29 protein-coding genes are annotated in these 24,052 nt (G+C 51.0%); 15 read left to right on the plus strand and 14 right to left on the minus strand.

Annotated features, from left to right (window positions below):
* Positions 1-570: 570 nt before the first annotated feature.
* The 4 genes from A7Z29_RS16725 to mtgA all read left to right on the plus strand — a co-directional run bounded on the left by A7Z29_RS16725 (position 571) and on the right by mtgA (position 5,540).
* Positions 571-1,500, plus strand: a complete 930-nt coding sequence (locus tag A7Z29_RS16725; RefSeq protein ID WP_024165162.1) for a TIGR01212 family radical SAM protein — start codon at positions 571-573, stop codon at positions 1,498-1,500.
* A gap of 95 nt (positions 1,501-1,595) precedes the next feature.
* Positions 1,596-3,932, plus strand: coding sequence for an aerobic respiration two-component sensor histidine kinase ArcB (arcB, locus tag A7Z29_RS16730; protein WP_000809801.1), 2,337 nt, complete (start codon positions 1,596-1,598; stop codon positions 3,930-3,932).
* 229 nt (positions 3,933-4,161) lie between these two features.
* Positions 4,162-4,815: an isoprenoid biosynthesis glyoxalase ElbB gene (gene elbB, locus A7Z29_RS16735; protein ID WP_105290501.1), complete on the plus strand. Its 654-nt coding sequence runs from the start codon at positions 4,162-4,164 to the stop codon at positions 4,813-4,815.
* Complete coding sequence (gene mtgA / locus A7Z29_RS16740) at positions 4,812-5,540, plus strand: monofunctional biosynthetic peptidoglycan transglycosylase (RefSeq protein ID WP_105290502.1); 729 nt, start codon at positions 4,812-4,814, stop codon at positions 5,538-5,540. Before elbB ends, mtgA begins: the two co-directional genes overlap by 4 nt.
* Here mtgA and yrbL read toward each other — a convergent pair.
* The 12 genes from yrbL to A7Z29_RS16800 form a co-directional block, all read right to left on the minus strand.
* A complete protein-coding gene (gene yrbL, locus A7Z29_RS16745; RefSeq protein WP_000620414.1) occupies positions 5,537-6,169 on the minus strand; it encodes a PhoP regulatory network protein YrbL in 633 nt (210 codons plus the stop codon). The two genes, mtgA and yrbL, sit on opposite strands and share 4 nt — an antisense overlap.
* A gap of 215 nt (positions 6,170-6,384) precedes the next feature.
* The gene (npr, locus tag A7Z29_RS16750) at positions 6,385-6,657 is read right to left on the minus strand and encodes a PTS phosphocarrier protein NPr (RefSeq protein ID WP_000216792.1); all 273 of its coding nucleotides are present in this window, start codon (positions 6,655-6,657) and stop codon (positions 6,385-6,387) included.
* Positions 6,654-7,508 carry an RNase adapter RapZ gene (gene rapZ / locus A7Z29_RS16755; protein ID WP_000243741.1) on the minus strand — a complete coding sequence of 285 codons (855 nt, stop codon included), beginning with the start codon at positions 7,506-7,508 and terminating at the stop codon, positions 6,654-6,656. Before rapZ ends, npr begins: the two co-directional genes overlap by 4 nt.
* 45 nt (positions 7,509-7,553) lie before the next feature.
* Entirely contained in the window at positions 7,554-8,045 is a 492-nt protein-coding gene (ptsN, locus tag A7Z29_RS16760) for a PTS IIA-like nitrogen regulatory protein PtsN (protein ID WP_000183676.1), read from the minus strand.
* Between the two features lie 117 nt (positions 8,046-8,162).
* A complete protein-coding gene (gene hpf, locus A7Z29_RS16765) occupies positions 8,163-8,450 on the minus strand; it encodes a ribosome hibernation promoting factor (protein WP_001176602.1) in 288 nt (95 codons plus the stop codon).
* Between the two features lie 22 nt (positions 8,451-8,472).
* Entirely contained in the window at positions 8,473-9,906 is a 1,434-nt protein-coding gene (gene rpoN / locus A7Z29_RS16770; RefSeq protein ID WP_000809026.1) for an RNA polymerase factor sigma-54, read from the minus strand.
* A gap of 47 nt (positions 9,907-9,953) precedes the next feature.
* Positions 9,954-10,679, minus strand: coding sequence for an LPS export ABC transporter ATP-binding protein (lptB, locus tag A7Z29_RS16775; protein ID WP_000224099.1), 726 nt, complete (start codon positions 10,677-10,679; stop codon positions 9,954-9,956).
* 6 nt (positions 10,680-10,685) lie between these two features.
* Complete coding sequence (gene lptA / locus A7Z29_RS16780; RefSeq protein ID WP_000669785.1) at positions 10,686-11,243, minus strand: lipopolysaccharide ABC transporter substrate-binding protein LptA; 558 nt, start codon at positions 11,241-11,243, stop codon at positions 10,686-10,688.
* On the minus strand, positions 11,212-11,787 hold the full coding sequence (lptC, locus tag A7Z29_RS16785; RefSeq protein WP_000030542.1) for an LPS export ABC transporter periplasmic protein LptC: 576 nt from the start codon (positions 11,785-11,787) through the stop codon (positions 11,212-11,214). The genes lptA and lptC overlap by 32 nt, the downstream gene beginning before the upstream one ends.
* On the minus strand, positions 11,784-12,350 hold the full coding sequence (gene kdsC, locus A7Z29_RS16790; protein WP_001030165.1) for a 3-deoxy-manno-octulosonate-8-phosphatase KdsC: 567 nt from the start codon (positions 12,348-12,350) through the stop codon (positions 11,784-11,786). The genes lptC and kdsC overlap by 4 nt, the downstream gene beginning before the upstream one ends.
* A gap of 20 nt (positions 12,351-12,370) precedes the next feature.
* The gene (gene kdsD, locus A7Z29_RS16795; RefSeq protein ID WP_010346512.1) at positions 12,371-13,357 is read right to left on the minus strand and encodes an arabinose-5-phosphate isomerase KdsD; all 987 of its coding nucleotides are present in this window, start codon (positions 13,355-13,357) and stop codon (positions 12,371-12,373) included.
* 13 nt (positions 13,358-13,370) lie between these two features.
* Positions 13,371-14,348, minus strand: a complete 978-nt coding sequence (locus A7Z29_RS16800) for a calcium/sodium antiporter (RefSeq protein WP_000922894.1) — start codon at positions 14,346-14,348, stop codon at positions 13,371-13,373.
* 208 nt (positions 14,349-14,556) lie between these two features.
* Here A7Z29_RS16800 and mlaF point away from each other — a divergent pair, with 208 nt between their 5' ends.
* The 7 genes from mlaF to murA all read left to right on the plus strand — a co-directional run bounded on the left by mlaF (position 14,557) and on the right by murA (position 19,387).
* Positions 14,557-15,366, plus strand: a complete 810-nt coding sequence (gene mlaF / locus A7Z29_RS16805) for a phospholipid ABC transporter ATP-binding protein MlaF (RefSeq protein WP_000438245.1) — start codon at positions 14,557-14,559, stop codon at positions 15,364-15,366.
* Between the two features lie 7 nt (positions 15,367-15,373).
* Positions 15,374-16,156 (plus strand): lipid asymmetry maintenance ABC transporter permease subunit MlaE, encoded by a 783-nt coding sequence (gene mlaE / locus A7Z29_RS16810; RefSeq protein WP_000925792.1) that lies wholly within the window; start codon positions 15,374-15,376, stop codon positions 16,154-16,156.
* A 4-nt stretch (positions 16,157-16,160) separates the two neighbouring features.
* Positions 16,161-16,712, plus strand: a complete 552-nt coding sequence (gene mlaD / locus A7Z29_RS16815; protein ID WP_016159478.1) for an outer membrane lipid asymmetry maintenance protein MlaD — start codon at positions 16,161-16,163, stop codon at positions 16,710-16,712.
* Between the two features lie 18 nt (positions 16,713-16,730).
* Entirely contained in the window at positions 16,731-17,366 is a 636-nt protein-coding gene (gene mlaC, locus A7Z29_RS16820) for a phospholipid-binding protein MlaC (RefSeq protein ID WP_000476484.1), read from the plus strand.
* Positions 17,366-17,659 carry a lipid asymmetry maintenance protein MlaB gene (gene mlaB, locus A7Z29_RS16825; RefSeq protein ID WP_105281058.1) on the plus strand — a complete coding sequence of 98 codons (294 nt, stop codon included), beginning with the start codon at positions 17,366-17,368 and terminating at the stop codon, positions 17,657-17,659. Before mlaC ends, mlaB begins: the two co-directional genes overlap by 1 nt.
* A gap of 159 nt (positions 17,660-17,818) precedes the next feature.
* Positions 17,819-18,073, plus strand: coding sequence for a BolA family iron metabolism protein IbaG (ibaG, locus tag A7Z29_RS16830; RefSeq protein ID WP_010346509.1), 255 nt, complete (start codon positions 17,819-17,821; stop codon positions 18,071-18,073).
* Between the two features lie 54 nt (positions 18,074-18,127).
* On the plus strand, positions 18,128-19,387 hold the full coding sequence (murA, locus tag A7Z29_RS16835) for a UDP-N-acetylglucosamine 1-carboxyvinyltransferase (RefSeq protein WP_000357262.1): 1,260 nt from the start codon (positions 18,128-18,130) through the stop codon (positions 19,385-19,387).
* Positions 19,388-19,434: 47 nt separating this feature from the next.
* Here murA and sfsB read toward each other — a convergent pair whose 3' ends face one another.
* Positions 19,435-19,713, minus strand: coding sequence for a DNA-binding transcriptional regulator SfsB (gene sfsB, locus A7Z29_RS16840; RefSeq protein WP_000445413.1), 279 nt, complete (start codon positions 19,711-19,713; stop codon positions 19,435-19,437).
* Positions 19,714-19,939: 226 nt separating this feature from the next.
* Complete coding sequence (gene ispB / locus A7Z29_RS16845) at positions 19,940-20,911, minus strand: octaprenyl diphosphate synthase (protein ID WP_010346507.1); 972 nt, start codon at positions 20,909-20,911, stop codon at positions 19,940-19,942.
* A 258-nt stretch (positions 20,912-21,169) separates the two neighbouring features.
* Between ispB and rplU the strand changes: the two genes are divergently transcribed.
* From rplU to cgtA, 4 genes are all read left to right on the plus strand, one after another.
* A complete protein-coding gene (gene rplU, locus A7Z29_RS16850; protein WP_000271401.1) occupies positions 21,170-21,481 on the plus strand; it encodes a 50S ribosomal protein L21 in 312 nt (103 codons plus the stop codon).
* Between the two features lie 20 nt (positions 21,482-21,501).
* Complete coding sequence (rpmA, locus tag A7Z29_RS16855) at positions 21,502-21,759, plus strand: 50S ribosomal protein L27 (RefSeq protein ID WP_000940596.1); 258 nt, start codon at positions 21,502-21,504, stop codon at positions 21,757-21,759.
* Between the two features lie 126 nt (positions 21,760-21,885).
* The gene (locus tag A7Z29_RS16860; protein WP_000813014.1) at positions 21,886-22,851 is read left to right on the plus strand and encodes a DMT family transporter; all 966 of its coding nucleotides are present in this window, start codon (positions 21,886-21,888) and stop codon (positions 22,849-22,851) included.
* Positions 22,852-22,866: 15 nt separating this feature from the next.
* Positions 22,867-24,039 (plus strand): Obg family GTPase CgtA, encoded by a 1,173-nt coding sequence (gene cgtA / locus A7Z29_RS16865; RefSeq protein WP_000673562.1) that lies wholly within the window; start codon positions 22,867-22,869, stop codon positions 24,037-24,039.
* Positions 24,040-24,052: the final 13 nt, after the last annotated feature.

A 24,052-nucleotide genomic window follows, 5' to 3' on the forward strand; every position in this document is an offset into this window, starting at 1 on the left:
CATTCGCCCCCTTTTTTGTCCTTTTCGCATCAGTTAATACGGTGAAGAGGGGAACTCAATTACTGCATAAATATGATGAGCAGGCTGCTCATCCAGAAAGCTTCCAGCGGATTTCCAACTTATCGGGAAAGCTGATACAGGTCAAATGGCAAGCTTATTGCTCTGGAAATGTGCTTTAGCGCAAAATTCTTTGTTAATTTATTGAATTTAAACTAAATTTGTTATTCTTAATTAATGGAAAGAGAAAAAGGAAAACGTTGAGTGCCTGACTACTTTAGCGGCGTGTTAACCCTTATCCTGCCTTGAATTGACGTTTGAAGCAGTGTTTTATACTGTCTTAAGAGGAAAAGGCATTTCATGCTACTGTTTTTGTTTAAAATCCATTAGCGGATAAAAAAATCCGACGCAAGATAAGCAAAAGTAATTTATGTGCTACTGCATTAAATTTCAGTAATTGTGATTTAATATGCAGTTGATATAAGCAGGCCGGGACGATTGATCCAGGTCATCGCCGAATTGAGCTAAAAATGGCAGGCTTTGGCCTCTTTTCAAGGCGCGGTCTATCAGATTATGCAGTTACAGAAATTAGTCAATATGTTTGGTGGGGATCTTACCCGTCGTTACGGGCAAAAGGTGCATAAACTGACGCTGCATGGCGGTTTTAGCTGCCCGAATCGTGACGGAACCATCGGACGCGGCGGATGCACATTCTGTAATGTTGCTTCGTTTGCCGACGAAGCGCAGCAACACCGTTCCATTGCTGAACAACTGGCGCATCAGGCGAATCTGGTTAACCGTGCGAAACGCTATCTGGCCTACTTTCAGGCTTATACCAGCACCTTTGCGGAAGTTCAGGTGCTGCGTTCCATGTATCAACAGGCGGTGAGCCAGGCCAATATTGTCGGTTTGTGTGTTGGTACGCGCCCGGACTGCGTGCCGGATGCGGTGTTGGATCTGCTTTGTGAATATAAAGACCAGGGCTACGAAGTGTGGCTGGAGCTGGGGCTGCAAACCGCGCACGACAAAACGCTGCATCGCATCAATCGCGGACATGATTTTGCCTGCTATCAGCGCACGACCCAGCTGGCGCGTCAGCGTGGGCTTAAGGTGTGTTCTCACTTAATTGTCGGCCTGCCTGGCGAAGGGCAAGCGGAATGTTTGCAAACACTGGAGAGAGTGGTTGAAACCGGCGTGGACGGCATCAAGCTTCATCCCCTGCATATCGTGAAAGGCAGCATTATGGCGAAGGCCTGGGAAGCGGGACGTTTGAACGGTATTGAACTGGACGATTACACGCTGACGGCGGGAGAGATGATTCGCCATACGCCACCGGAAGTTATCTACCACCGCATTTCCGCCAGCGCCCGTCGCCCGACGTTACTTGCTCCGCTGTGGTGTGAAAATCGCTGGACGGGTATGGTCGAGCTGGATCGTTATCTGAATGAACATGGCGTACAGGGATCGGCGCTGGGACGTCCGTGGCTACCTCCAACGGCGTAGGCCATTGAGGGGAATTCCGCATTTCTCACACAATTTATAACGTAACTGTCAGAATTGGGTATTATTGGGGCAGGTTGTCGTGAAGGAATTCCCTAATGAAGCAAATTCGTCTGCTGGCGCAGTATTATGTTGACCTGATGATGAAGTTAGGTCTGGTGCGCTTCTCAATGTTGCTGGCGCTGGCCCTTGTCGTTCTCGCCATTGTGGTGCAAATGGCGGTGACCATGGTGCTGCATGGTCAGGTCGAAAGTATTGATGTTATTCGTTCTATCTTCTTTGGTCTGCTGATTACGCCGTGGGCGGTCTACTTTCTTTCGGTGGTCGTCGAGCAACTGGAGGAGTCACGACAACGTCTGTCACGGCTGGTGCAAAAACTGGAGGAGATGCGCGAGCGCGATCTGAGCCTCAACGTTCAGTTAAAAGACAATATTACCCAGCTTAATCAGGAAATCGCCGTTCGTGAAAAAGCTGAAGCTGAATTGCAGGAAACCTTCGGTCAGCTGAAAATTGAAATCAAAGAGCGTGAAGAGACACAAATTCAGCTCGAACAGCAATCCTCTTTTTTACGTTCCTTCCTTGACGCCTCTCCAGATCTGGTTTTTTACCGTAACGAAGATAAAGAGTTTTCCGGCTGTAACCGTGCAATGGAATTGCTAACCGGGAAGAGCGAAAAACAACTGGTTCACCTGAAACCTGCTGATGTTTACTCGCCGGAAGCCGCCGCGAAAGTTATTGAAACCGATGAGAAAGTGTTTCGTCATAATGTGTCACTGACTTATGAACAGTGGCTGGATTATCCGGACGGACGCAAAGCCTGCTTTGAAATCCGTAAAGTGCCGTACTACGACCGTGTGGGTAAACGGCATGGTTTGATGGGCTTTGGTCGCGACATTACCGAGCGTAAGCGGTATCAGGATGCGCTCGAACGCGCCAGCCGCGACAAAACGACGTTTATTTCCACCATCAGTCACGAATTGCGTACACCTCTGAACGGTATCGTTGGCTTAAGCCGCATTCTGCTGGATACGGAACTCACTGCTGAGCAGGAAAAATATCTCAAAACCATCCATGTTTCCGCCGTCACTTTGGGGAATATTTTTAACGATATTATCGACATGGATAAGATGGAGCGCCGCAAGGTTCAGCTTGATAATCAGCCGGTTGATTTCACCAGCTTCCTTGCCGATCTGGAAAATCTTTCCGCATTGCAGGCGCAACAAAAAGGGCTGCGCTTTAATCTGGAACCGACGCTACCATTACCGCATCAGGTCATTACCGACGGTACGCGTTTACGGCAGATCCTGTGGAATCTCATCAGTAACGCCGTCAAATTTACCCAGCAAGGTCAGGTTACCGTGCGCGTGCGCTACGATGAAGGCGACATGCTGCATTTTGAAGTGGAAGACTCAGGCATCGGTATTCCGCAGGATGAGCTGGATAAAATTTTTGCCATGTATTACCAGGTGAAAGACAGTCACGGCGGTAAACCTGCCACCGGCACCGGCATTGGTCTGGCTGTTTCTCGTCGGCTGGCGAAAAATATGGGCGGCGATATTACTGTTACCAGCGAACAGGGCAAAGGTTCAACCTTTAGGTTGACGATCCACGCACCGTCGGTGGCAGAAGAGGTCGATGATGCGTTTGATGAAGACGATATGCCTTTACCGGCACTAAATGTGCTGCTGGTGGAAGACATTGAACTGAACGTTATTGTCGCGCGTTCTGTACTGGAAAAATTAGGTAACAGCGTTGATGTAGCAATGACCGGCAAGGCGGCGCTGGAGATGTTTAAGCCGGGCGAATACGACCTGGTATTGCTGGATATTCAGTTGCCAGATATGACCGGGTTGGATATCTCTCGTGAACTGACGAAGCGTTATCCGCGCGAAGATTTACCGCCGCTGGTGGCTTTAACCGCCAATGTGCTGAAAGATAAACAAGAGTACCTCAATGCTGGAATGGATGATGTGCTGAGTAAGCCGCTTTCCGTACCGGCGCTAACCGCGATGATCAAGAAATTCTGGGATACCCCGGATGATGAGGAGAGCACGGTGACGACAGAAGAGAACAGCAAATCTGAAGCATTACTCGATATTCCCATGCTGGAACAGTATCTCGAACTTGTAGGGCCGAAGTTGATTACCGACGGGTTAGCGGTGTTTGAGAAGATGATGCCGGGCTATGTCAGCGTGCTGGAGTCGAATCTGACGGCGCAGGATAAAAAAGGCATTGTCGAGGAAGGGCATAAAATTAAAGGCGCGGCGGGTTCAGTGGGGTTACGCCATCTGCAACAGCTGGGTCAGCAAATTCAGTCTCCCGACCTTCCTGCGTGGGAAGATAACGTAGGTGAATGGATTGAAGAGATGAAAGAAGAGTGGCGTCACGACGTAGATGTGCTGAAAGCGTGGGTGGCAAAAGCCACTAAAAAATGACCCCGGCTAGACCGGGGTGCGCGAATACTGCGCCAACACCAGGGAAATCTTGGCTGCGCCGTAAATTATTATGATGAGTTACAAGGGCACAGCACTGTTTTTCAGGCCGCACGCAGTTAAGATAGCAAATCTTAAATGATTTGTTACATGAATCAGTTAAATGTGTGATGCGTAGCATTTTTATTAAAAAGATTAATGTGTTTCAGTCAGTTGCGAAAGGATGATCACAATGAAGAAAATTGGCGTAGTTCTGAGCGGGTGCGGCGTTTATGACGGTTCCGAAATTCATGAAGCTGTGTTGACGTTACTGGCGATATCGCGTAGCGGCGCGCAGGCGATCTGCTTTGCACCGGATAAGCAGCTGGTTGATGTTATCAACCATTTAACCGGCGAGGCGATGACGGAATCGCGCAATGTGCTGATTGAAGCCGCGCGTATTGCGCGTGGTGAGATCCGTCCTCTGGCTCAGGCCGATGCCGGCGAACTGGATGCGTTGATTGTGCCTGGTGGCTTTGGTGCGGCGAAGAATTTAAGCAATTTTGCCAGCCTTGGCAGTGAATGCACTGTTGATCGTGAATTAAAGGCGCTGGCGCAAGCGATGCATCAGGCCGGTAAACCGCTTGGTTTTATGTGTATTGCCCCGGCGATGCTGCCGAAAATTTTCGATTTCCCACTGCGTTTGACCATCGGTACTGATATCGATACCGCAGAAGTGCTGGAAGAGATGGGCGCAGAGCATGTACCGTGTCCGGTCGATGATATCGTGGTTGATGAAGACAATAAGATTGTCACTACACCGGCTTATATGTTGGCACAGAACATTGCGGAAGCGGCGAACGGCATTGATAAGCTGGTTTCCCGCGTGCTGGTTCTGGCTGAATGAGTAAAAGCCGCTTAACGGCGTTCGGTTTCGTTCGTCGTTTTCTTCTGCGGTTAGTGGTTGTCCTCGCCGTTTTATGGGGCGGGGGCATCGCGTTGTTTAGCATAGCGCCTGTCCCGTTCTCAGCGGTGATGGTCGAGCGACAGGTCAGTGCCTGGCTGCATGGCAATTTTCGTTACGTGGCGCATTCTGACTGGGTCAGTATGGATCAAATCTCGCCGTGGATGGGGTTGGCAGTGATTGCCGCAGAAGATCAGAAATTCCCTGAGCACTGGGGCTTTGATGTCGCTTCCATTGAGAAAGCCCTGGCGCACAACGAGCGCAATGAAAATCGTATTCGCGGCGCATCAACGATTTCTCAGCAGACAGCCAAAAATCTCTTTTTATGGGATGGGCGTAGCTGGATACGTAAAGGGCTGGAAGCAGGTCTGACATTGGGGATAGAAACGGTCTGGAGCAAAAAACGTATCCTGACGGTTTACCTGAATATCGCCGAATTTGGCGATGGTGTGTTTGGTGTTGAAGCCGCAGCGCAACGCTATTTCCACAAACCCGCGAGCAAACTCACTCAGTCGGAGGCTGCCTCACTGGCAGCGGTACTTCCGAACCCACTACGCTTTAAAGTTTCCGCACCCTCAGGCTACGTGCGTAGCCGTCAGGCGTGGATTTTACGGCAGATGCATCAGTTGGGCGGTGAATCTTTTATGCGGCAACATCAGCTGTATTAAGCTTCGCGCGAGGTGAGGGTGAGTTTCTTGTTCTCACTGAGTTGTGCGCCTTTCTTCAGGGCGACCGATAACGCGGGTTGAGCGATAAAACGTTGCCACAAACGCTCTTGCTTACGTAGACAACACCACTTCGACCAGGTCGCCAGCGGAATCCACGTGCTTTCACCAATGTTGTCACAGACGACGGGAATGATTTCTGACTCGCTGATGCGGTGGCAAAGAATATTCTGCGGCTTCAGCGACATCGTCACGATGCGGTTATCCTGCAAATAACGCTTCAGCTGCTTCAGTAACTGACGCAACTGAGCAACATCTTCTTCGTAACGGCATTGTCCAGCAAATTCGGTCAATGTAATAGACGGCTTGCCATCAAAATCGGCAATGACATCGTAGACATAACCGGTTCCACAATCCGTCTCAACCGTACCGTGATAGCGTGGAATACCGCTCCAGTCTTTCAAACGACGACCAAGGTGCGCATAGTACTTTAACTCACGGCGGATCTCTTTATCACCACCGTCGCCACGGTGGTAGACAATCTTGATACAGCGTTGGGCATCTTCCGGATGCGCATAACATTTCCGATGTCTTCCGGTGCCCAGGGGACTTTGTTCAGATAAGCGAATCATGCCATCTCCTGGAAATATTTTCTGACAATCTCCAGTATGAGGACTTAACTTAAACAAAACCTAAACAGGACTTTTAAGGTTTTCTTAAGGTTTTGTTCGTACAGAAAAGAGCACAAAATGTACAAGTCGCGAAAAATGAGGACATTTTCCGCTTGTACTTTTTTCACCCCTAAGGGCTGAAGATGTGTATCCGGGGGAATTAAACGTCAGGAAGATTAATCTTCATCGAAACCAGAGTTAAAGAGGGCGATAACGGCGGCCAGTGCTTCCACTTCCTGTGGACCGGTCGCTTCGACTTCAATCTGCCGTCCTTTGGCGGAGTCCAGCATCAGCAGCGCAATAACGCTGTTCGCTTCAGCCTCGGTGCCTTCGTCATTACGTAACAGCACTTCAGCGTCAAAACCCTGCATTAATTCAAAGAGTTTCATGGCAGGCCGGGCATGCATGCCCAGCTTGTTTGTGATTTCAACAGTTTGCTTGACGGTCATGGTTTACGTTTTTCCAGCGTACGATGGCGTGACTGGACGTTTTTACCGCGCGAGCGGAAGTAGTCTGCCAGCTGTTCTGCAATATACACCGAACGGTGCTTCCCGCCGGTACAACCAATGGCGACCGTCAGGTAGCTACGGTTGTTGGTTTCCAGCATAGGTAACCATAGCTCAAGGTAGCTTCGCGTCTGGTAGATAAAATTGTGTACTTCTGTGTGGCGGTCGAGGAACGCGGCGACAGGTTTATCAAGACCTGTCATTGGACGCAGTTTCGGATCCCAGTGCGGGTTCGGCAAGAAGCGCACGTCAAAGACGTAATCGGCATCGATAGGGATACCGTGTTTGAAGCCGAAGGACTCAAAGACCATCGTCAGTTCACGCTCGCGTTTACCCAGCAGACGGGTACGCAACATTTCTGCCAGTTCATGAACGGACATTTCTGAGGTATCGACAATCAAATCTGCCCGCGAACGCAGTGGCTCCAGCAGATCGCTTTCTTTGTCAATAGCACTTTCCAGCGACAGGTTCTTGCTGGAGAGCGGATGCAGACGGCGCGTATCGCTGTAACGACGAATCAGGGTGTTACGATCGGCATCCAGGAACAGCAGTTGCGGTGAGAAAGCATCAGGCAGGTTACTCATCGCCTGTTCGAATATTTCTGGTGACTCCGGCATATTACGAACATCAATGCTGACGGCGGCAGAAATCTCGCGATCGGCGAGCGTGCGAGCCAGATCGGGTAACAGCACTACGGGAAGGTTATCCACGCAGTAAAAACCCATATCTTCCAGCGCACGCAGGGCGACAGATTTACCTGAGCCTGAACGTCCGCTGACGATCATCAGTACCATGTACTGTTTCTCCTCACAACGTCTAAAAGAGACATTACAGAATAACTACGCTTCATCCGGAGTACCTTCGGTATCCGTAATGATTTGATACAGCTCTTCATCACTCTGGGCTGCACGTAAACGGCGGCAGATGGTTTTGTCCGCCAGACGTTTCGCCACCAGCGAAAGAGTATGCAGGTGCGTTTTAGTTTGGTCAGCCGGCACCAGCAGGGCAAAAAGTAAATCCACCGGTTGGTTGTCGATGGCATCGAAAGCTATAGGCGTTTCGAGCTGAACGAAAACACCAACGGCACGCAGAGTATCTTCTTCCAGTTTGCCATGTGGAATGGCAATGCCATTACCGATACCGGTACTGCCCATTTTTTCCCGCGTCAGAATAGCTTCAAAAACCACCTGAGGCGGCAGGCTGAGTTGTTTCGCAGCCAGTTCGCTGATAATTTCCAGTGCCCGTTTTTTGCTCTGACAGTGGACGCGGCTTCGCGTACATTCCCTGTTAAGAACACTGCTAAGCTGTAGAGTTGTATCATTATTTGTCATAATTTCACCTAAGAACCTGACCACTCAAATCGTAGGACAGGTTCGGAGCATTAACTGTACAAATGGCCCGTTGTGTCGCACAACAGGCCGCCATGCACTTGCTAATTGCCCGGACAATTAGTGTTGTTTCAATTTATCTTTATGCTTGGTCAACTGGCGTGCCAGCTTATCAATTAAGCCATCAATGGCAGCATACATGTCCTGACCTTCCGCGCTGGCATGAATTTCGCCACCGTTTACATGCAGTGTTGCATCTGAGGTATGGGTGACTTTCTCCACTTTCAGAACAACATAGACCTGGTTGATTCGGTCAAAATATTGCTCAAGTTTGGCAAATTTTGATGTGACAAATTCGCGCAGGGCCTCGGTGATCTCGACGTTATTTCCGGTAATGTTGAGCTGCATAGTGTCTTCCTTATCGGTTGGGTCAAACGAGCTGTTTACGCTGGTTTGACGGCGGAATGGATAAAGACTCTCGGTATTTCGCAACAGTGCGGCGTGCCACCATGATACCTTGTTCCGACAGCAAAGAGGTTAACTTGCTGTCGCTCAACGGTTTCGCTGGGTTTTCCGCCGCGATTAATTTCTTCACCAGCGCACGAATCGCCGTGGACGAGGCTTCGCCGCCGCCCTCGGTATTGACGTGACTGGAGAAAAAATACTTCAGTTCAAAAATGCCTCGTGGACTATGCAGGTACTTTTGCGTGGTCACGCGAGATATCGTCGATTCATGCATTTCGACGGCCTGGGCGATGTCGGCCAGTACCATCGGTTTCATATATTCTTCGCCTTGCTCAAAGAAGGCTTGCTGCTGTTCAACAATACAGCGACTCACGCGCAGTAGCGTATCGTTACGGCTTTCCAGACTCTTAATCAACCATTTGGCATCCTGCAGATTGCTGCGGATAAACTGGCTGTCGCCATCGTTACGTGTGTTATTGCACATCGAGGCGTAGTGCTGGTTGATTTGCAGACGCGGAATGCTGTCGCTGTTGAGTTCCACCGTCCAGTGGCCGTTATGCTTACGCACCAACACATCTGGAATGACATATTCCGGCTCACCGGTCTGGATCGACTGGCCGGGGCGTGGATCGAGCGACTGGATCAGATTGACGGCTTCTTTCAGCACATCTTCTTTCAGACGCGTGACGCGCATTAAAGTGCGGAAGTCGTGATTGGCTAACAGATCGAGATGATCGCTAATGATCAGCCTGGCCTCTTCCAGCCACGGCGTGGTCTTATCGAATTGGGAGAGTTGGATCAGCAGGCAGTCACGCAGATCTTTCGCCGCCACACCGACCGGATCAAACCGTTGGATCCGCTTAAGGACCGCTTCAACTTCATCGATGTCGATCTCTTCATCGCCCATGCTTTCGAGAATATCTTCCAGTGGGACGGTGAGATAACCGGTATCATCAACGGCATCAACGATGGAGGTGGCGATAGCGCGGTCAGTGTCGGAAAACGGTGTCAGCTCGACCTGCCACATCAGGTAATCCTGCAAGGTCTGCGTCGTTTCGCCTTGATAGACCGGTAGCTCGTCGTCAATGTAGTCACCGCTGGTGCCGGACGGCGTACCGGCTGTATAGATGGTGTCCCAACTGGCGTCGAGCGGCAGCTCTTCCGGCATCTCTTTTTGTTCGAGCGCGTCAGCGGTGTCCAGCGTTTCGCTGTCTGGCGTTTCGTGAGTGTCGATTTCATCATGAGTGTCGATTTGCTCAAGCAGTGGATTACTCTCCAGCGCCTGCTGCAGCTCCTGTTGAAGTTCCAGCGTGGACAGCTGCAACAGACGAATTGCCTGTTGTAGCTGAGGCGTCATCGCCAGTTGCTGACTAAGCCTGAGTTGCAAACCTTGCTTCATGTTCAGAATCGTACTCTCCTGCTAAAACGTCGCGAGCTTCTACCCTATCAGAGTCTGAAGTCTTCCCCAAGGTATACACGCTTAACGTGTTCGTCTTGTAAGATTTCTGTAGGTGTGCCGTGGGCGATCAAATGCCCCTGACTAACGATATAAGCGCGTTCACAAACTGCCAGTGTTTCACGCACGTTATGGTCGGTGATCAGCACACCCAGGCCGCTGTCGCGCAGGTGCTCAATGATGCGTTTGATGTCGATAACCGAGATCGGGTCAACCCCGGCAAACGGTTCATCAAGCAGAATAAATTTCGGATTCGCAGCCAGTGCGCGGGCAATTTCTACACGGCGACGTTCACCACCGGAGAGCGATTGCCCCATGCTGTCACGCAGGTGCTCAATGTGAAACTCTTCCATCAGCTCGTTCGCACGGTCTTCACGTTGTTCAGCAGACAAATCGTCACGAATTTGCAGTACCGCCATCAGGTTATCGTAAACGCTGAGGCGGCGGAAAATGGAGGCTTCCTGCGGCAGATAGCCGATACCGCGACGCGCGCGCGCGTGTAATGGCAGCAGGCTGATATCGTCATCATCAATAATGATGTTGCCTGCATCGCGCGGCACAATGCCAACAACCATGTAGAAAGTGGTGGTCTTACCGGCACCGTTTGGCCCCAGCAGACCGACAATTTCTCCGGAGTTGACGGTCAGGCTGACGTCTTCTACCACGCGGCGACCCTTGTAGGCTTTTGCAAGGTTCTTTGCTGTTAATGTTGCCATAACGAATTAATTACCTTTCTTCTGCGCCGGGGTCTGGCCTTTGTTGTTTTTATCCTGCAACTGCGACGGCACCAGAACGGTGGTTACGCGCTTACCTTTATCGCTGAAAGCCTGCATTTTCTGCTCTTTCACCAGATAAGTGATTTTATCGCCCTTTATATTGCTATCGACCTGCTGCAGATAAGCATTACCGGTCAGAACGACAAAATCTTTCGCCAGTTCGTAATGCATCTGGGAAGCGTGACCTTCGACAGGTTTACCGTTGTCCTGCATTTGATAGAACGTCGCTGGCTTACCGTAGCCATCGATCACTTCTTTGCCCTGCTCGCCGCCCGGACGGGTAACGACCACTTTATCGGCATTAATTTTGATGGTGCCCTGGGTAACGATGACGTTACCCGTGAAGGTGACTACGTTGCCTTGCATATCAAGAGATTGCTGATCCGACTCAATGTGAATCGGCTGGTCAGTGTCTCCGGTAACGGCAAATGCCGGAATACTGGCGGCCAGAAGTGAGCTGGCAAGCACAAGATTAAGGCTGAGTTTGTTTGTTTTGAATTTCATAGGATGTTCTAACCTTTTCAATCAGCTCGGCGTTCTTGCTGCGTAAGTTGCCGCGCATTTTCAGACCGCTGGAGTTAAATGTTGTTCCGTATAACGTGACGAGGTCTTCAGAGGTAACATCCTGCGTCACCAGATTGATCTGCGCGTTATCCGTCGTGATTCTGCGAAGTTGAGAGTCCGGCACGAGTGCGTTGACTTCAACGTGTCCATATAAATAGAGCATCCGATCATTAGTCAGCTTGGCTTTATCCGCTTTTACGGACCATGTCGGGATTTTATCCTTATCAAACGTAGTAAGTACCGGTTGCGTAAACCACGAAACGGCCTGATCGGAATAATATTCAACGTGTTGAGCAATCAATCGATAGCTTAGCGCCCCTTCTGGGTTATAGACGAGCGTGTCCGTATGCTCGCTTTTGTAGGTGGGATCATTGTTGTTGACGACCACCTGGGCGGTATCGTCTTTCTCGGTCATGTTAATACCGATCATCACCAGAACCGCCAGTGATAGCACAATGATAACCCAACGTCTGGCTTTACTCATATCGATTGCCCTTTGGCTTCATCCAGTTTGCCCTGCGCCAGGAGTAATAAGTCGCAAACTTCACGCACTGCGCCGCGACCGCCAGCAATGCGAGTCACGTAATCGGCGCGCGGGAGCAACAGCGGATGCGCATCGGCCACGGCTACGCTTAGGCCCACTTTTTCCATTACCGGCCAGTCGATGAGATCATCCCCAACGTAAGCCACGTTTTCCGGGGCGATCGCCAGTTTTTCCAGCAGATCGCTAAAGGCGATAAGTTTATTCGACTGCCCCTGATACAAGTGAGTAATCCCCAATGTGGCACAGCGATCTTCTACCAGTTTAGCCTTTCGCCCGGTAATGATGGCGACTTCAATATCAGAGGTGAGCGCACAACGAATGCCATAACCATCACGAACATTGAACGCTTTAAGTTCTTCGCCGTTGTTGCCCATATAAATCAGGCCATCTGACAGCACGCCATCGACGTCAAGGATCAGCAGACGAATATTTTCTGCTTTTGCCATAACGTCGGCACTGACAGGGCCGTAACAGGTCTCAAGTGACGCACCTGCTTTATTCATTGTTGTTTATCCTTGAATCTTTACACTACGCCAGCACGCAGTAAATCATGCATATGTAACACACCGAGTAAATGGTCGCCATCGGCAACCATTACGGAGGTGATATGGCGGGACTGCATTAAGTTCAGTGCCTCAACGGCCAGAATGCCAGGGCGTACGCGAATTCCCCCCGGCGTCATCACATCGGCAATACTTAATTGACGGACATCCACGCCCATATCGAAGACACGGCGTAAATCACCGTCGGTAAAGATGCCTTCAATCATCATATTGTCATCGCAAATGACGGTCATACCAAGATTTTTGCGGGTAACTTCCAGTAATGCATCGCGCAGGCTGGCGGTTTTTTTGACATGCGGGATCTCATCACCCGTATGCATAATATCGTTTACGCGCAGCAGAAGTTTACGACCCAGTGCGCCGCCGGGATGTGAGAGCGCAAAATCTTCGGCGGTAAAGCCGCGCGCTTTTAACAGAGCGACGGCGAGCGCATCGCCCATAACCAGCGTGGCGGTGGTGCTGCTGGTCGGTGCCAGCCCCAACGGGCAGGCTTCTTTTGCTACTTTAACACACAGATGCACATCTGCGGCACGAGCCATGCTGCTCTCCGGGCGACCGGTAATGCAGATTAACGGCACGTGAAGACGCTTAAGCACCGGAATCAAGGCATTGATTTCGCTGGATTCACCAGAGTTAGAGATAGCTATTACCACATCCTGCGGGGTGACCATGCCTAAATCGCCATGCGCGGCTTCGCCAGGATGGACGAAAAATGACGGAGTACCGGTGCTGGCAAAGGTCGCGGCCATTTTGCGTCCAATGTGTCCCGATTTGCCCATCCCCATAACCACGACTTTACCTTTACACCAAAACATCTTTTCGCAAGCGAGCGCGAAATTCTGATTGATGTATTGATCAAGCTCCGCCAGGCATTCACGTTCAATCGCCAGGACTTCTTTACCTGCTTGCTGAAAGTCAAAACCCGGTTGTAACTCTACGTGCGACATAATGCGTTTCCAGTTATTCAACGAGTATTGGCGATAACCAGTACAACATCGCCAGCCATACGATAAATCCGCCTGTTAATAATACCCCTACGCCACGGCCCGGTTGCGGGGAGCGTCGCCAGCACAGCAACGCAAAAATAATGCTTACCAACAACATCACGCTGTAGTCACGGCTGTACGCCAGTGGGTTAATCTCCCCTGGCGTAATCAGCGCCGGCAGACCCAGCACGATGACGATATTAAAAATATTCGCGCCAATGATATTACCGACGGCGATGTCGTTTTCACCTTTGCGAACACCGGCTATCGCGGTTGCCAGTTCCGGCAGACTCGTGCCGATAGCGATTGCCGTCAGACCAATAGTCAATTCGCTGATGGCAAAGTAATTCGCCAGAACGGTGGCGTTATCAATCACCATCCGCGTTGCCACTGGCATGATGATCAGCGCAATGCCAAGCCATAAAAATGCGACGGGTAAACCGCCTTCACGTGGTAGCTCTGCAAGCTGCTCTCTGGTCAGGCTATCGGTTCCCTGACGTTCGGCCTGATGTGCAAGTTTAACAATGAACAGCAGCCATAGCACAGCCAGAAAAAGGAGAAAGATACCATCGCTGCGGCTAAGTTGTCCGTCATAGAGTACGGAACCGGCCACCACGCTGACGAATAACATTAATGGTAACTCGCGGCGCAGAACATCGGAATGGACGGTAAAAGGGCGCACCAGTGCGGTCAGACCGAGGATCAGCAAAATATTGATAATGTTTGAGCCAAGCGCCGTACCGACGGCTAAATCGCGTTGTTCGTGCAGTGACGCGGCAAGCGAAACAATAATCTCAGGAAGCGACGTGCCAATACTGACCACAGTCATGCCAATGATCAGCGGTGGGATGCCAAAAGTGCGGCAAAGAATGGAAGCGGCAAATACCAGACGATCGGCACTGTATACGACCAAAAGTAAACCAACAATTAACAGTGCCGTAGCTAAAAGCATCTAACGTCCTTTCTTCAGGTATACTCGCCGGTCGCTGAAGATTCTCAGAAAGCCGTAACGGATTCTTAATTTTGACTTTATGCGGCTAAAAAGTAAAACAAATGCCAGCTTTAGCTAACCACGGCGGGTAATATTCTGTAAATATGTTGGGTTCAAGGTTAAATTGAGCACCATGCTTAGAAAATCAACGCAAGACGAAGGGTGAATTATGGAGCAGTCTGTGGCGAATTTAGTCGATATGCGCGATGTCAGTTTTACGCGTGGCAATCGCTGCATCTTCGATAATATTTCCCTGACCGTGCCGCGAGGGAAGATCACGGCAATCATGGGGCCATCGGGCATCGGTAAAACGACGCTACTCCGTCTGATTGGCGGGCAAATCGCACCAGATCACGGTGAGATCCTTTTTGATGGCGAGAATATTCCGGCGATGTCTCGTTCGCGCCTGTACACTGTGCGCAAACGGATGAGCATGTTGTTTCAGTCCGGGGCGTTGTTCACAGATATGAACGTATTTGACAACGTTGCCTATCCACTGCGCGAACATACCCAGCTCCCCGCGCCATTGTTGCATAGCACGGTGATGATGAAGCTGGAAGCTGTGGGGCTGCGTGGAGCGGCTAAACTGATGCCTTCTGAGCTTTCCGGCGGGATGGCTCGTCGCGCTGCACTGGCGCGTGCGATTGCCCTGGAGCCGGATCTCATCATGTTTGATGAACCGTTTGTTGGGCAGGATCCGATCACTATGGGCGTACTGGTGAAGCTGATTTCTGAGCTGAACAGCGCGTTGGGCGTGACCTGCGTGGTAGTTTCTCATGATGTGCCGGAAGTCTTAAGTATTGCGGATCACGCCTGGATTCTGGCGGATAAAAAAATTGTCGCTCACGGCAGCGCCCAGGCGTTGCAGGCGAATCCTGATCCGCGCGTACGTCAGTTTCTGGACGGGATAGCTGACGGACCTGTTCCGTTCCGCTATCCTGCCGGCGATTATCACGCTGATCTTTTACCAGGGAGTTAAGCCACTCATGCTGTTAAATGCGCTGGCCTCGCTTGGACATAAAGGGATTAAAACCCTGAGAACGTTCGGACGGGCCGGGTTAATGTTATTCAATGCGCTGGTCGGCAAACCGGAATTTCGTAAACATGCGCCGCTGCTGGTGCGTCAGCTCTATAATGTCGGCGTCCTGTCAATGCTGATTATTGTGGTTTCTGGCGTATTCATCGGAATGGTGCTGGGTCTGCAAGGTTATCTGGTGCTGACCACTTATAGTGCGGAAACCAGTCTGGGTATGCTGGTGGCGTTATCGCTACTGCGTGAACTGGGGCCGGTGGTTGCTGCGTTGCTGTTTGCCGGTCGAGCCGGCTCGGCGTTAACCGCAGAAATCGGCTTGATGCGCGCCACAGAGCAGCTCTCCAGCATGGAGATGATGGCGGTCGATCCGCTGCGTCGGGTTATTTCTCCGCGTTTCTGGGCTGGGGTTATTTCATTGCCGTTGCTGACGATTATTTTCGTCGCCGTGGGGATCTGGGGTGGATCGCTGGTCGGCGTTAGCTGGAAAGGTATTGATAGCGGATTCTTCTGGTCGGCAATGCAAAATGCTGTCGACTGGCGTATGGATCTGGTCAACTGTCTGATTAAGAGCGTGGTGTTCGCTATTACGGTGACGTGGATTTCGTTGTTTAACGGCTACGACGCCATCCCGACTTCTGCCGGGATTAGCCGGGCAACCACTCGCACCGTTGTCCACTCGTCTCTGGCTGTTCTGGGGCTGGATTTTGTGCTGACCGCATTGATGTTTGGGAATTGAGTTCATGCAAACGAAAAAAAATGAAATTTGGGTGGGTATCTTTTTATTAGCAGCACTGCTGGCGGCGCTGTTTGTCTGCCTGAAGGCGGCAAACGTGACGTCCATACGTACTGAACCGACCTACACGCTTTATGCGACGTTCGATAACATTGGCGGCCTGAAAGCGCGCTCTCCGGTCAGCATTGGCGGCGTTGTCGTCGGTCGGGTGGCAGATATTACGCTGGATCCGAAAACCTATTTGCCGCGCGTGACGCTGGAAATTGAACAACGTTATAACCACATTCCTGACACCAGTTCGCTGAGCATTCGTACTTCCGGCCTGCTTGGAGAGCAATATCTGGCGTTAAACGTCGGTTTTGAAGACCCCGAACTGGGTACTGCTATCCTGAAGGATGGCGATTCGATTCAGGACACCAAGTCTGCGATGGTGCTGGAAGATCTCATTGGTCAGTTCCTTTACGGCAGTAAAGGCGATGACAATAAGAATAGTGGCGATGCGCCAGCTGCTGCGCCAGGTAATAATGAAACCACTGAACCTGTGGGTACAACGAAATAATTTCAGGAGAACCGACGCATGTTTAAACGTTTAATGATGGTCGCTTTGCTGGTGATTGCACCGCTGAGTGCGGCAACTGCGGCAGACCAAACCAATCCGTATAAGCTGATGGACGAGGCGGCGCAGAAAACGTTCGATCGCCTGAAGAATGAGCAACCGCAAATCCGGGCCAACCCGGATTACCTGCGTACTATCGTCGATCAGGAACTGCTGCCGTATGTGCAGGTGAAATACGCTGGTGCACTGGTACTGGGTCAGTATTACAAGAGCGCGACCCCAGCCCAACGTGATGCATACTTTGCCGCTTTCCGTGAGTACCTGAAGCAGGCTTATGGTCAGGCGCTGGCGATGTATCACGGGCAGACTTACCAGATTGCGCCAGAACAGCCGCTGGGTGACAAAACTATTGTGCCTATTCGCGTTACTATTATTGATCCGAATGGTCGCCCGCCGGTGCGTCTGGACTTCCAGTGGCGTAAAAACTCCCAGACTGGCAACTGGCAGGCTTACGACATGATTGCCGAAGGCGTCAGCATGATCACCACTAAACAAAACGAGTGGGGAACGCTGCTGCGTACCAAAGGTATTGACGGCCTGACCGCGCAACTGAAATCAATTTCTCAACAGAAAATCACTCTGGAAGAGAAAAAATAATGAGCGAGTCACTGAGCTGGGTGCAGACGGGCAACACTCTGGTATTAACCGGAGAGTTGGATCAAGACGTACTGCTACCGCTTTGGGAAGTGCGTGAAGAAGCGGTGAAGGGAATTACCAGTATCGATCTTAGCCGCGTGTCCCGCGTCGATACCGGTGGACTGGCGCTGCTGCTCCACCTTATCGATCTGGCGAAAAAGCAGGGCAACAGCGTGACGCTTCAGGGGGTAAACGATAAGGTGTATACCCTGGCAAAGTTGTATAATTTGCCGTCTGATGTCCTGCCTCGTTAAATTTTTTCAGGCTGGATAAGGCGTTAACCACCTGTCCGGCAAATCCGCCTGCAAGTCGAGCCTTGTTTGATTTATCAGCAAGGCTTTTTGCTTATTTATGCCAGCGCAACTTTGCTCTAAGATGTTTTGCTGGTTTATTAACTGATGAATGAAGATCCCATGGAAAATAATGAAATTCAGAGCGTGCTGATGAACGCTCTCTCCCTCCAGGAAGTCCACGTTTCCGGCGATGGCAGCCACTTTCAGGTTATTGCCGTGGGTGAGATGTTTGATGGCATGAGCCGGGTTAAAAAACAGCAGACGGTTTATGGTCCGCTGATGGAATATATTGCGGATAACCGCATTCATGCTGTGTCGATCAAAGCGTATACCCCTACGGAGTGGGCGCGAGATCGCAAACTGAACGGCTTTTGAGCTATGGGCGATTTGCCGGTAGCGGATATGAATTGTTAACTGAGAACAAACTAAATGGATAAATTTCGTGTTCAGGGGCCAACGAAGCTCCAGGGCGAAGTCACAATTTCCGGCGCTAAAAATGCTGCTCTGCCTATCCTTTTTGCCGCACTACTGGCGGAAGAACCGGTAGAGATCCAGAACGTACCGAAACTGAAAGACGTTGATACGTCAATGAAGCTGCTAAGCCAGCTGGGTGCGAAAGTAGAACGTAATGGTTCTGTGCATATTGACGCCCGCGACGTTAATGTATTCTGCGCACCTTATGATTTAGTCAAAACCATGCGAGCCTCTATCTGGGCGCTGGGGCCGCTGGTGGCACGTTTCGGTCAGGGACAGGTTTCTCTACCTGGTGGTTGTACGATTGGTGCGCGTCCGGTTGATTTGCATATTTCCGGGCTTGAGCAATTAGGCGCGACGATCAAACTGGAAGAAGGTTACGTAAAAGCTTCCGTTGATGGGCGTCTGAAAGGCGCGCATATCGTGATGGATAAAGTCAGCGTCGGCGCAACCGTGACCATCATGTGTGCTGCAACCCTGGCGGAAGGCACCACGATTATTGAAAACGCCGCGCGTGAACCGGAAATCGTCGATACTGCGAACTTCCTGATTACGCTGGGCGCGAAAATTAGCGGTCAGGGCACCGATCGTATTGTTATCGAAGGTGTGGAACGTCTAGGCGGCGGTGTCTATCGCGTGCTGCCGGATCGCATCGAAACCGGCACGTTCCTGGTGGCAGCGGCAATCTCTCGCGGCAAAATTATCTGCCGTAACGCCCAGCCAGATACTCTGGACGCCGTGCTGGCGAAACTGCGTGACGCTGGAGCGGACATTGAAGTAGGTGAGGACTGGATTAGCCTGGATATGCATGGCAAACGTCCGAAGGCCGTTAATGTCCGCACTGCGCCGCATCCGGCGTTCCCGACCGATATGCAGGCTCAGTTCACGCTGCTGAACCTGGTGGCTGAAGGCACCGGATTCATCACCGAAACGGTCTTTGAAAACCGCTTTATGCACGTGCCAGAACTGAGCCGTATGGGCGCGCAAGCCGAGATTGAAAGCAATACCGTTATTTGTCACGGTGTCGAAAAACTTTCCGGCGCACAGGTCATGGCGACCGATCTGCGTGCATCAGCAAGTCTGGTGCTGGCTGGCTGTATTGCGGAAGGGACTACGGTTGTTGATCGTATTTATCACATCGATCGCGGCTACGAACGCATTGAAGACAAATTGCGTGCATTAGGTGCGAATATCGAGCGTGTGAAAGGCGAGTAATCGTCTGAAAGCTGGCAGCCCCGTTCGCGGGGCTACCGCCAGACCACTCATTTTTTCGGTTTAGTGTAGCTGCGCATCAACTGCGTTCTGTCGATAAACTCATGGGTCTGCGGATCATGGTAGCGTGATGGCCATATAACCCAGGGGTCAGTACCCAGGGCTTTCGCAATAATCATCTCTCCCTTTGGCCACGGACGCGATAATGCATTTGCCAGCGTCGAGGAACTCAAACCATTTCTGCGAGATTCCGCCGCCATTGACGTTCCCTTCTTGCGCAAACCCGCAATGATGTCAGCGGGATGCCAGTCAATGAAATTACTCTCCATCTTGCCTCACTCCTTAAGTTAGTCGCTTTCATTCAGAACATGTGTTCTATCGAGCATCACTATACTCCTGATGGCGCATTGCTCTAAAAAGTTCATGTAAATAGTGTGAAGATTCAGAATATATAAAGACAAACAGCTGATTATTCAGATGGTATTGCACTGAATAAGTGTTTTTATGGAACTTACTGGAGTTATCCCGCGCAATGCGCGGGATAAAGGGAAGGAATTAACGATCGCGTTGAACCGCGATATGTGCAAGGCCGATTAACGCCTCTCGCCACGGGGTATCCGGGAGTATCTGTAACGCTTCGATGGCTTTGTCTGCCTCTTCCTCGGCACGCTGACGCGTCCATTCAAGAGATCCACACGCGTTCATTGCTTCCAGAACTGGTTCCAGAAGATGACGCCCGTTGCCTTGCTCAATAGCAGTACGGATCATTTGCGCCTGCTCCGGTGTACCATTATGCATCGCATGTAGCAGCGGCAGCGTCGGTTTACCTTCGTTCAGATCGTCCCCGACGTTTTTACCTAACTGTTCACCATCGGCGCTGTAATCGAGCAAATCGTCGATGAGCTGAAAAGCGGTGCCGAGGTAACGTCCATAATCCTGCAGGCCTTTTTCCTCTTCCGGTGTACATCCTGCCAGAATCCCGGAACACTGCGCAGCAGCCTCAAACAGACGTGCAGTTTTGCTGTAGATAACGCGCATGTAGTTTTCTTCGGTGATATCCGGGTCGTTAACGTTCATCAGTTGCAGAACTTCACCTTCTGCAATGACGTTTACGGCTTCAGACATCACTTCCAGCACTTTGAGCGAGCCGAGGCTGGTCATCATCTGGAACGCGCGGGTGTAAATAAAATCGCCTACCAGCACGCTGGCGGCATTGCCAAACGCGGCGTTGGCGGTAGCTTTACCACGGCGCATATCTGATTCATCCACAACGTCGTCGTGTAGCAGAGTCGCTGTGTGGATAAACTCGATCAGAGCGGCAATGGTGACATGCGCATTTCCCTCATAGCCAACAGCTCGTGCAGCCAGTACAGCAATCATCGGACGAATACGTTTACCGCCGCCGCTGACGATGTAATAGCCTAACTGATTGATCAGTTGGACGTCGGAATTAAGCTGCTCAAGGATTGCCGCATTAACACCCGCCATATCTTGCGCGGTTAACTCATTGATTTTTTCTAAATTCATCGCAAAAGCCGGGCTTTTCGCCCCGATTACCTTACTGTGAACAAAGGCAACTTAGGGTTTATGGTTAGGAATATAGGGTGATTGTACTGAAAAAATGGCACAGATAAACGTTACCGTACAAGTTGTGTTTTTTTTCTTCGTGTATTGACTGTAGCACTTGTCAAAGGCGTGCGTTTTGCGTAATATTCGCGCCCTATTGTGAATATTTATAGCGCACTCTGAATCATTGAAAAGGTGTGCGCGGAAGCGGAGTTTTATATGTACGCGGTTTTCCAAAGTGGTGGTAAACAACACCGAGTAAGCGAAGGTCAGACCGTTCGCCTGGAAAAGCTGGACATCGCAACTGGCGAAACTGTTGAGTTCGCTGAAGTGCTGATGATCGCAAACGGTGAAGAAGTCAAAATCGGCGTTCCTTTCGTTGATGGCGGCGTAATCAAAGCTGAAGTTGTTGCTCACGGTCGTGGCGAGAAAGTTAAAATCGTTAAGTTTCGTCGTCGTAAACACTATCGTAAGCAGCAGGGCCATCGTCAGTGGTTCACTGATGTGAAAATTACTGGCATCAGCGCCTAAGACCTGAGGAGAGATTTCAAATGGCACATAAAAAGGCTGGCGGCTCCACACGTAACGGTCGCGATTCAGAAGCTAAACGCCTGGGCGTTAAGCGTTTCGGTGGCGAATCCGTTCTGGCGGGTAGCATCATCGTTCGTCAACGTGGCACCAAGTTCCACGCTGGCACTAACGTAGGTTGCGGTCGTGACCACACTCTGTTTGCTAAAGCAGACGGTAAAGTGAAATTCGAAGTTAAAGGCCCGAAAAACCGTAAATTTATCAGCATCGAAGCTGAATAAGTTTTTCGCGTCCCGGTAACGGATGAAAGCCCCGCAACACGTTGCGGGGCTTTTTACATTCGATAGCCGGTAAAAATGCGCATCGTGCGGCGTTAATCCGCAAATGCGTTTTGCAGGGAATACGGTATGAAGCAGCAGGCAGGCATTGGCATTCTTTTGGCGCTCACCACAGCAATTTGCTGGGGGGCGTTGCCAATCGCAATGAAGCAGGTGCTGGAGGTGATGGAACCTCCGACAATTGTGTTTTACCGTTTCTTGATGGCGAGTATTGGCCTTGGTGCCATTCTTGCGGTGAAGAAGAAGCTGCCGCCATTACGCGTGTTTCGTAAGCCACGCTGGTTGATTTTGTTGGCAGTGGCGACTGCCGGGCTGTTTGGGAACTTCATCCTGTTCAGCTCATCCTTGCAATACCTGAGTCCGACCGCCTCGCAGGTGATTGGGCAACTCTCGCCGGTTGGCATGATGGTTGCCAGCGTATTTATCCTGAAAGAGAAAATGCGCAGCACCCAGGTTGTGGGAGCATTGATGCTCCTGAGCGGCCTGGTGATGTTCTTTAACACCAGTCTGGTCGAGATATTTACAAAGCTCACCGATTACACCTGGGGAGTTATCTTTGGGGTCGGTGCGGCGACGGTTTGGGTGAGTTATGGCGTGGCGCAAAAGGTTTTATTGCGTCGGCTGGCCTCACCGCAGATCCTGTTTTTACTGTACACTTTATGTACAATTGCGCTCTTCCCTCTGGCAAAGCCTGGGGTGATAGCGCAGCTTAGCCACTGGCAGCTCGCATGTTTAATTTTTTGCGGACTGAATACATTGGTAGGATATGGCGCCCTGGCGGAAGCGATGGCTCGCTGGCAGGCAGCGCAGGTGAGCGCGATAATCACGCTCACCCCACTGTTTACGCTGTTTTTTTCAGATCTTTTATCACTGGCCTGGCCCGATTTCTTCGCCAGACCGATGTTAAACCTTTTAGGTTATCTCGGTGCGTTTGTCGTGGTTGCGGGCGCGATGTATTCCGCCATTGGTCATCGTATTTGGGGCGGATTACGTAAGCATACAACGGTGGTATCGCAACCCCGCGCAGGCGAATGATTTACGGAGAATAAAATGAAGTTTGTTGATGAAGCATCGATTCTGGTCGTTGCAGGTGATGGCGGTAATGGTTGCGTGAGCTTCCGCCGCGAAAAATATATTCCGAAAGGCGGCCCGGATGGCGGCGACGGTGGTGACGGCGGTGACGTATGGATGGAAGCCGACGAGAACCTGAATACGCTTATCGATTATCGTTTTGAAAAATCTTTCCGCGCCGAGCGTGGTCAGAATGGCGCAAGCCGCGACTGCACCGGTAAGCGTGGTAAAGACGTGACGATTAAAGTACCAGTAGGTACGCGTGTTATCGATCAGGGCACCGGTGAAACCATGGGCGATATGACCAAACACGGTCAGCGTCTGCTGGTTGCTAAGGGCGGCTGGCACGGTCTGGGCAATACTCGTTTCAAATCGTCCGTTAACCGTACACCACGGCAGAAAACCAACGGCACGCCGGGCGATAAGCGCGAGCTGCTGCTGGAGCTGATGCTGCTGGCGGACGTCGGGATGCTGGGGATGCCAAATGCTGGTAAATCGACATTCATTCGCGCTGTTTCGGCGGCTAAACCGAAAGTAGCGGACTATCCATTTACCACTCTGGTGCCAAGTCTGGGTGTGGTACGAATGGACAACGAAAAGAGCTTCGTTGTTGCCGATATTCCAGGGCTGATTGAAGGCGCTGCGGAAGGCGCAGGTCTGGGGATTCGCTTCCTGAAGCACCTGGAACGTTGCCGCGTCCTGTTGCACCTTATCGATATCGATCCGATTGACGGCACCGATCCGGTTGAAAACGCGCGTATTATTATCAGCGAGCTGGAAAAATACAGTCAGGATCTGGCGGCGAAACCGCGTTGGTTAGTCTTCAACAAGATCGATCTGCTGGATAAAGCGGAAGCCGAAGAGAAAGCGAAAGCGATCGCTGAGGCACTGGGCTGGGAAGATAAATATTATCTGATCTCTGCGGCAAGCGGACTGGGCGTGAAAGATCTCTGCTGGGATGTGATGACCTTTATCATTGAAAACCCGGTCGTGCAGGCCGAAGAAACGAAACAGCCAGAGAAAGTCGAATTCATGTGGGATGATTATCACCGTCAGCAGCTTGAAGAAATTGCTGAAGAGGATGATGAAGACTGGGATGACGACTGGGACGAAGACGACGAAGAAGGCGTTGAGTTCATTTACAAGCGTTAATTACTGATGACAA

This window comes from Escherichia sp. MOD1-EC6842 (assembly GCF_002965705.1).
GTDB lineage: Bacteria > Pseudomonadota > Gammaproteobacteria > Enterobacterales > Enterobacteriaceae > Escherichia > Escherichia ruysiae.

What these genes read in the sequence shown, in the direction of transcription:
- rpoN (WP_000809026.1), bottom strand. Translation starts at nt 9,906, where the DNA reads ATGAAGCAAGGTTTGCAACTCAGGCTTAGTCAGCAACTGGCGATGACG.
- lptB (WP_000224099.1), bottom strand. Translation starts at nt 10,679, where the DNA reads ATGGCAACATTAACAGCAAAGAACCTTGCAAAAGCCTACAAGGGTCGC.
- mlaE (WP_000925792.1), top strand. Translation starts at nt 15,374, where the DNA reads ATGCTGTTAAATGCGCTGGCCTCGCTTGGACATAAAGGGATTAAAACC.
- npr (WP_000216792.1), bottom strand. Translation starts at nt 6,657, where the DNA reads ATGACCGTCAAGCAAACTGTTGAAATCACAAACAAGCTGGGCATGCAT.
- hpf (WP_001176602.1), bottom strand. Translation starts at nt 8,450, where the DNA reads ATGCAGCTCAACATTACCGGAAATAACGTCGAGATCACCGAGGCCCTG.
- yrbL (WP_000620414.1), bottom strand. Translation starts at nt 6,169, where the DNA reads ATGATTCGCTTATCTGAACAAAGTCCCCTGGGCACCGGAAGACATCGG.
- ptsN (WP_000183676.1), bottom strand. Translation starts at nt 8,045, where the DNA reads ATGACAAATAATGATACAACTCTACAGCTTAGCAGTGTTCTTAACAGG.
- A7Z29_RS16800 (WP_000922894.1), bottom strand. Translation starts at nt 14,348, where the DNA reads ATGCTTTTAGCTACGGCACTGTTAATTGTTGGTTTACTTTTGGTCGTA.
- rapZ (WP_000243741.1), bottom strand. Translation starts at nt 7,508, where the DNA reads ATGGTACTGATGATCGTCAGCGGACGTTCAGGCTCAGGTAAATCTGTC.
- A7Z29_RS16725 (WP_024165162.1), top strand. Translation starts at nt 571, where the DNA reads ATGCAGTTACAGAAATTAGTCAATATGTTTGGTGGGGATCTTACCCGT.
- ispB (WP_010346507.1), bottom strand. Translation starts at nt 20,911, where the DNA reads ATGAATTTAGAAAAAATCAATGAGTTAACCGCGCAAGATATGGCGGGT.
- mlaF (WP_000438245.1), top strand. Translation starts at nt 14,557, where the DNA reads ATGGAGCAGTCTGTGGCGAATTTAGTCGATATGCGCGATGTCAGTTTT.
- ibaG (WP_010346509.1), top strand. Translation starts at nt 17,819, where the DNA reads ATGGAAAATAATGAAATTCAGAGCGTGCTGATGAACGCTCTCTCCCTC.
- A7Z29_RS16860 (WP_000813014.1), top strand. Translation starts at nt 21,886, where the DNA reads ATGAAGCAGCAGGCAGGCATTGGCATTCTTTTGGCGCTCACCACAGCA.
- cgtA (WP_000673562.1), top strand. Translation starts at nt 22,867, where the DNA reads ATGAAGTTTGTTGATGAAGCATCGATTCTGGTCGTTGCAGGTGATGGC.
- kdsD (WP_010346512.1), bottom strand. Translation starts at nt 13,357, where the DNA reads ATGTCGCACGTAGAGTTACAACCGGGTTTTGACTTTCAGCAAGCAGGT.
- kdsC (WP_001030165.1), bottom strand. Translation starts at nt 12,350, where the DNA reads ATGAATAAAGCAGGTGCGTCACTTGAGACCTGTTACGGCCCTGTCAGT.
- rpmA (WP_000940596.1), top strand. Translation starts at nt 21,502, where the DNA reads ATGGCACATAAAAAGGCTGGCGGCTCCACACGTAACGGTCGCGATTCA.
- mlaB (WP_105281058.1), top strand. Translation starts at nt 17,366, where the DNA reads ATGAGCGAGTCACTGAGCTGGGTGCAGACGGGCAACACTCTGGTATTA.
- elbB (WP_105290501.1), top strand. Translation starts at nt 4,162, where the DNA reads ATGAAGAAAATTGGCGTAGTTCTGAGCGGGTGCGGCGTTTATGACGGT.
- mtgA (WP_105290502.1), top strand. Translation starts at nt 4,812, where the DNA reads ATGAGTAAAAGCCGCTTAACGGCGTTCGGTTTCGTTCGTCGTTTTCTT.
- lptC (WP_000030542.1), bottom strand. Translation starts at nt 11,787, where the DNA reads ATGAGTAAAGCCAGACGTTGGGTTATCATTGTGCTATCACTGGCGGTT.
- arcB (WP_000809801.1), top strand. Translation starts at nt 1,596, where the DNA reads ATGAAGCAAATTCGTCTGCTGGCGCAGTATTATGTTGACCTGATGATG.
- rplU (WP_000271401.1), top strand. Translation starts at nt 21,170, where the DNA reads ATGTACGCGGTTTTCCAAAGTGGTGGTAAACAACACCGAGTAAGCGAA.
- murA (WP_000357262.1), top strand. Translation starts at nt 18,128, where the DNA reads ATGGATAAATTTCGTGTTCAGGGGCCAACGAAGCTCCAGGGCGAAGTC.
- mlaC (WP_000476484.1), top strand. Translation starts at nt 16,731, where the DNA reads ATGTTTAAACGTTTAATGATGGTCGCTTTGCTGGTGATTGCACCGCTG.
- mlaD (WP_016159478.1), top strand. Translation starts at nt 16,161, where the DNA reads ATGCAAACGAAAAAAAATGAAATTTGGGTGGGTATCTTTTTATTAGCA.
- sfsB (WP_000445413.1), bottom strand. Translation starts at nt 19,713, where the DNA reads ATGGAGAGTAATTTCATTGACTGGCATCCCGCTGACATCATTGCGGGT.
- lptA (WP_000669785.1), bottom strand. Translation starts at nt 11,243, where the DNA reads ATGAAATTCAAAACAAACAAACTCAGCCTTAATCTTGTGCTTGCCAGC.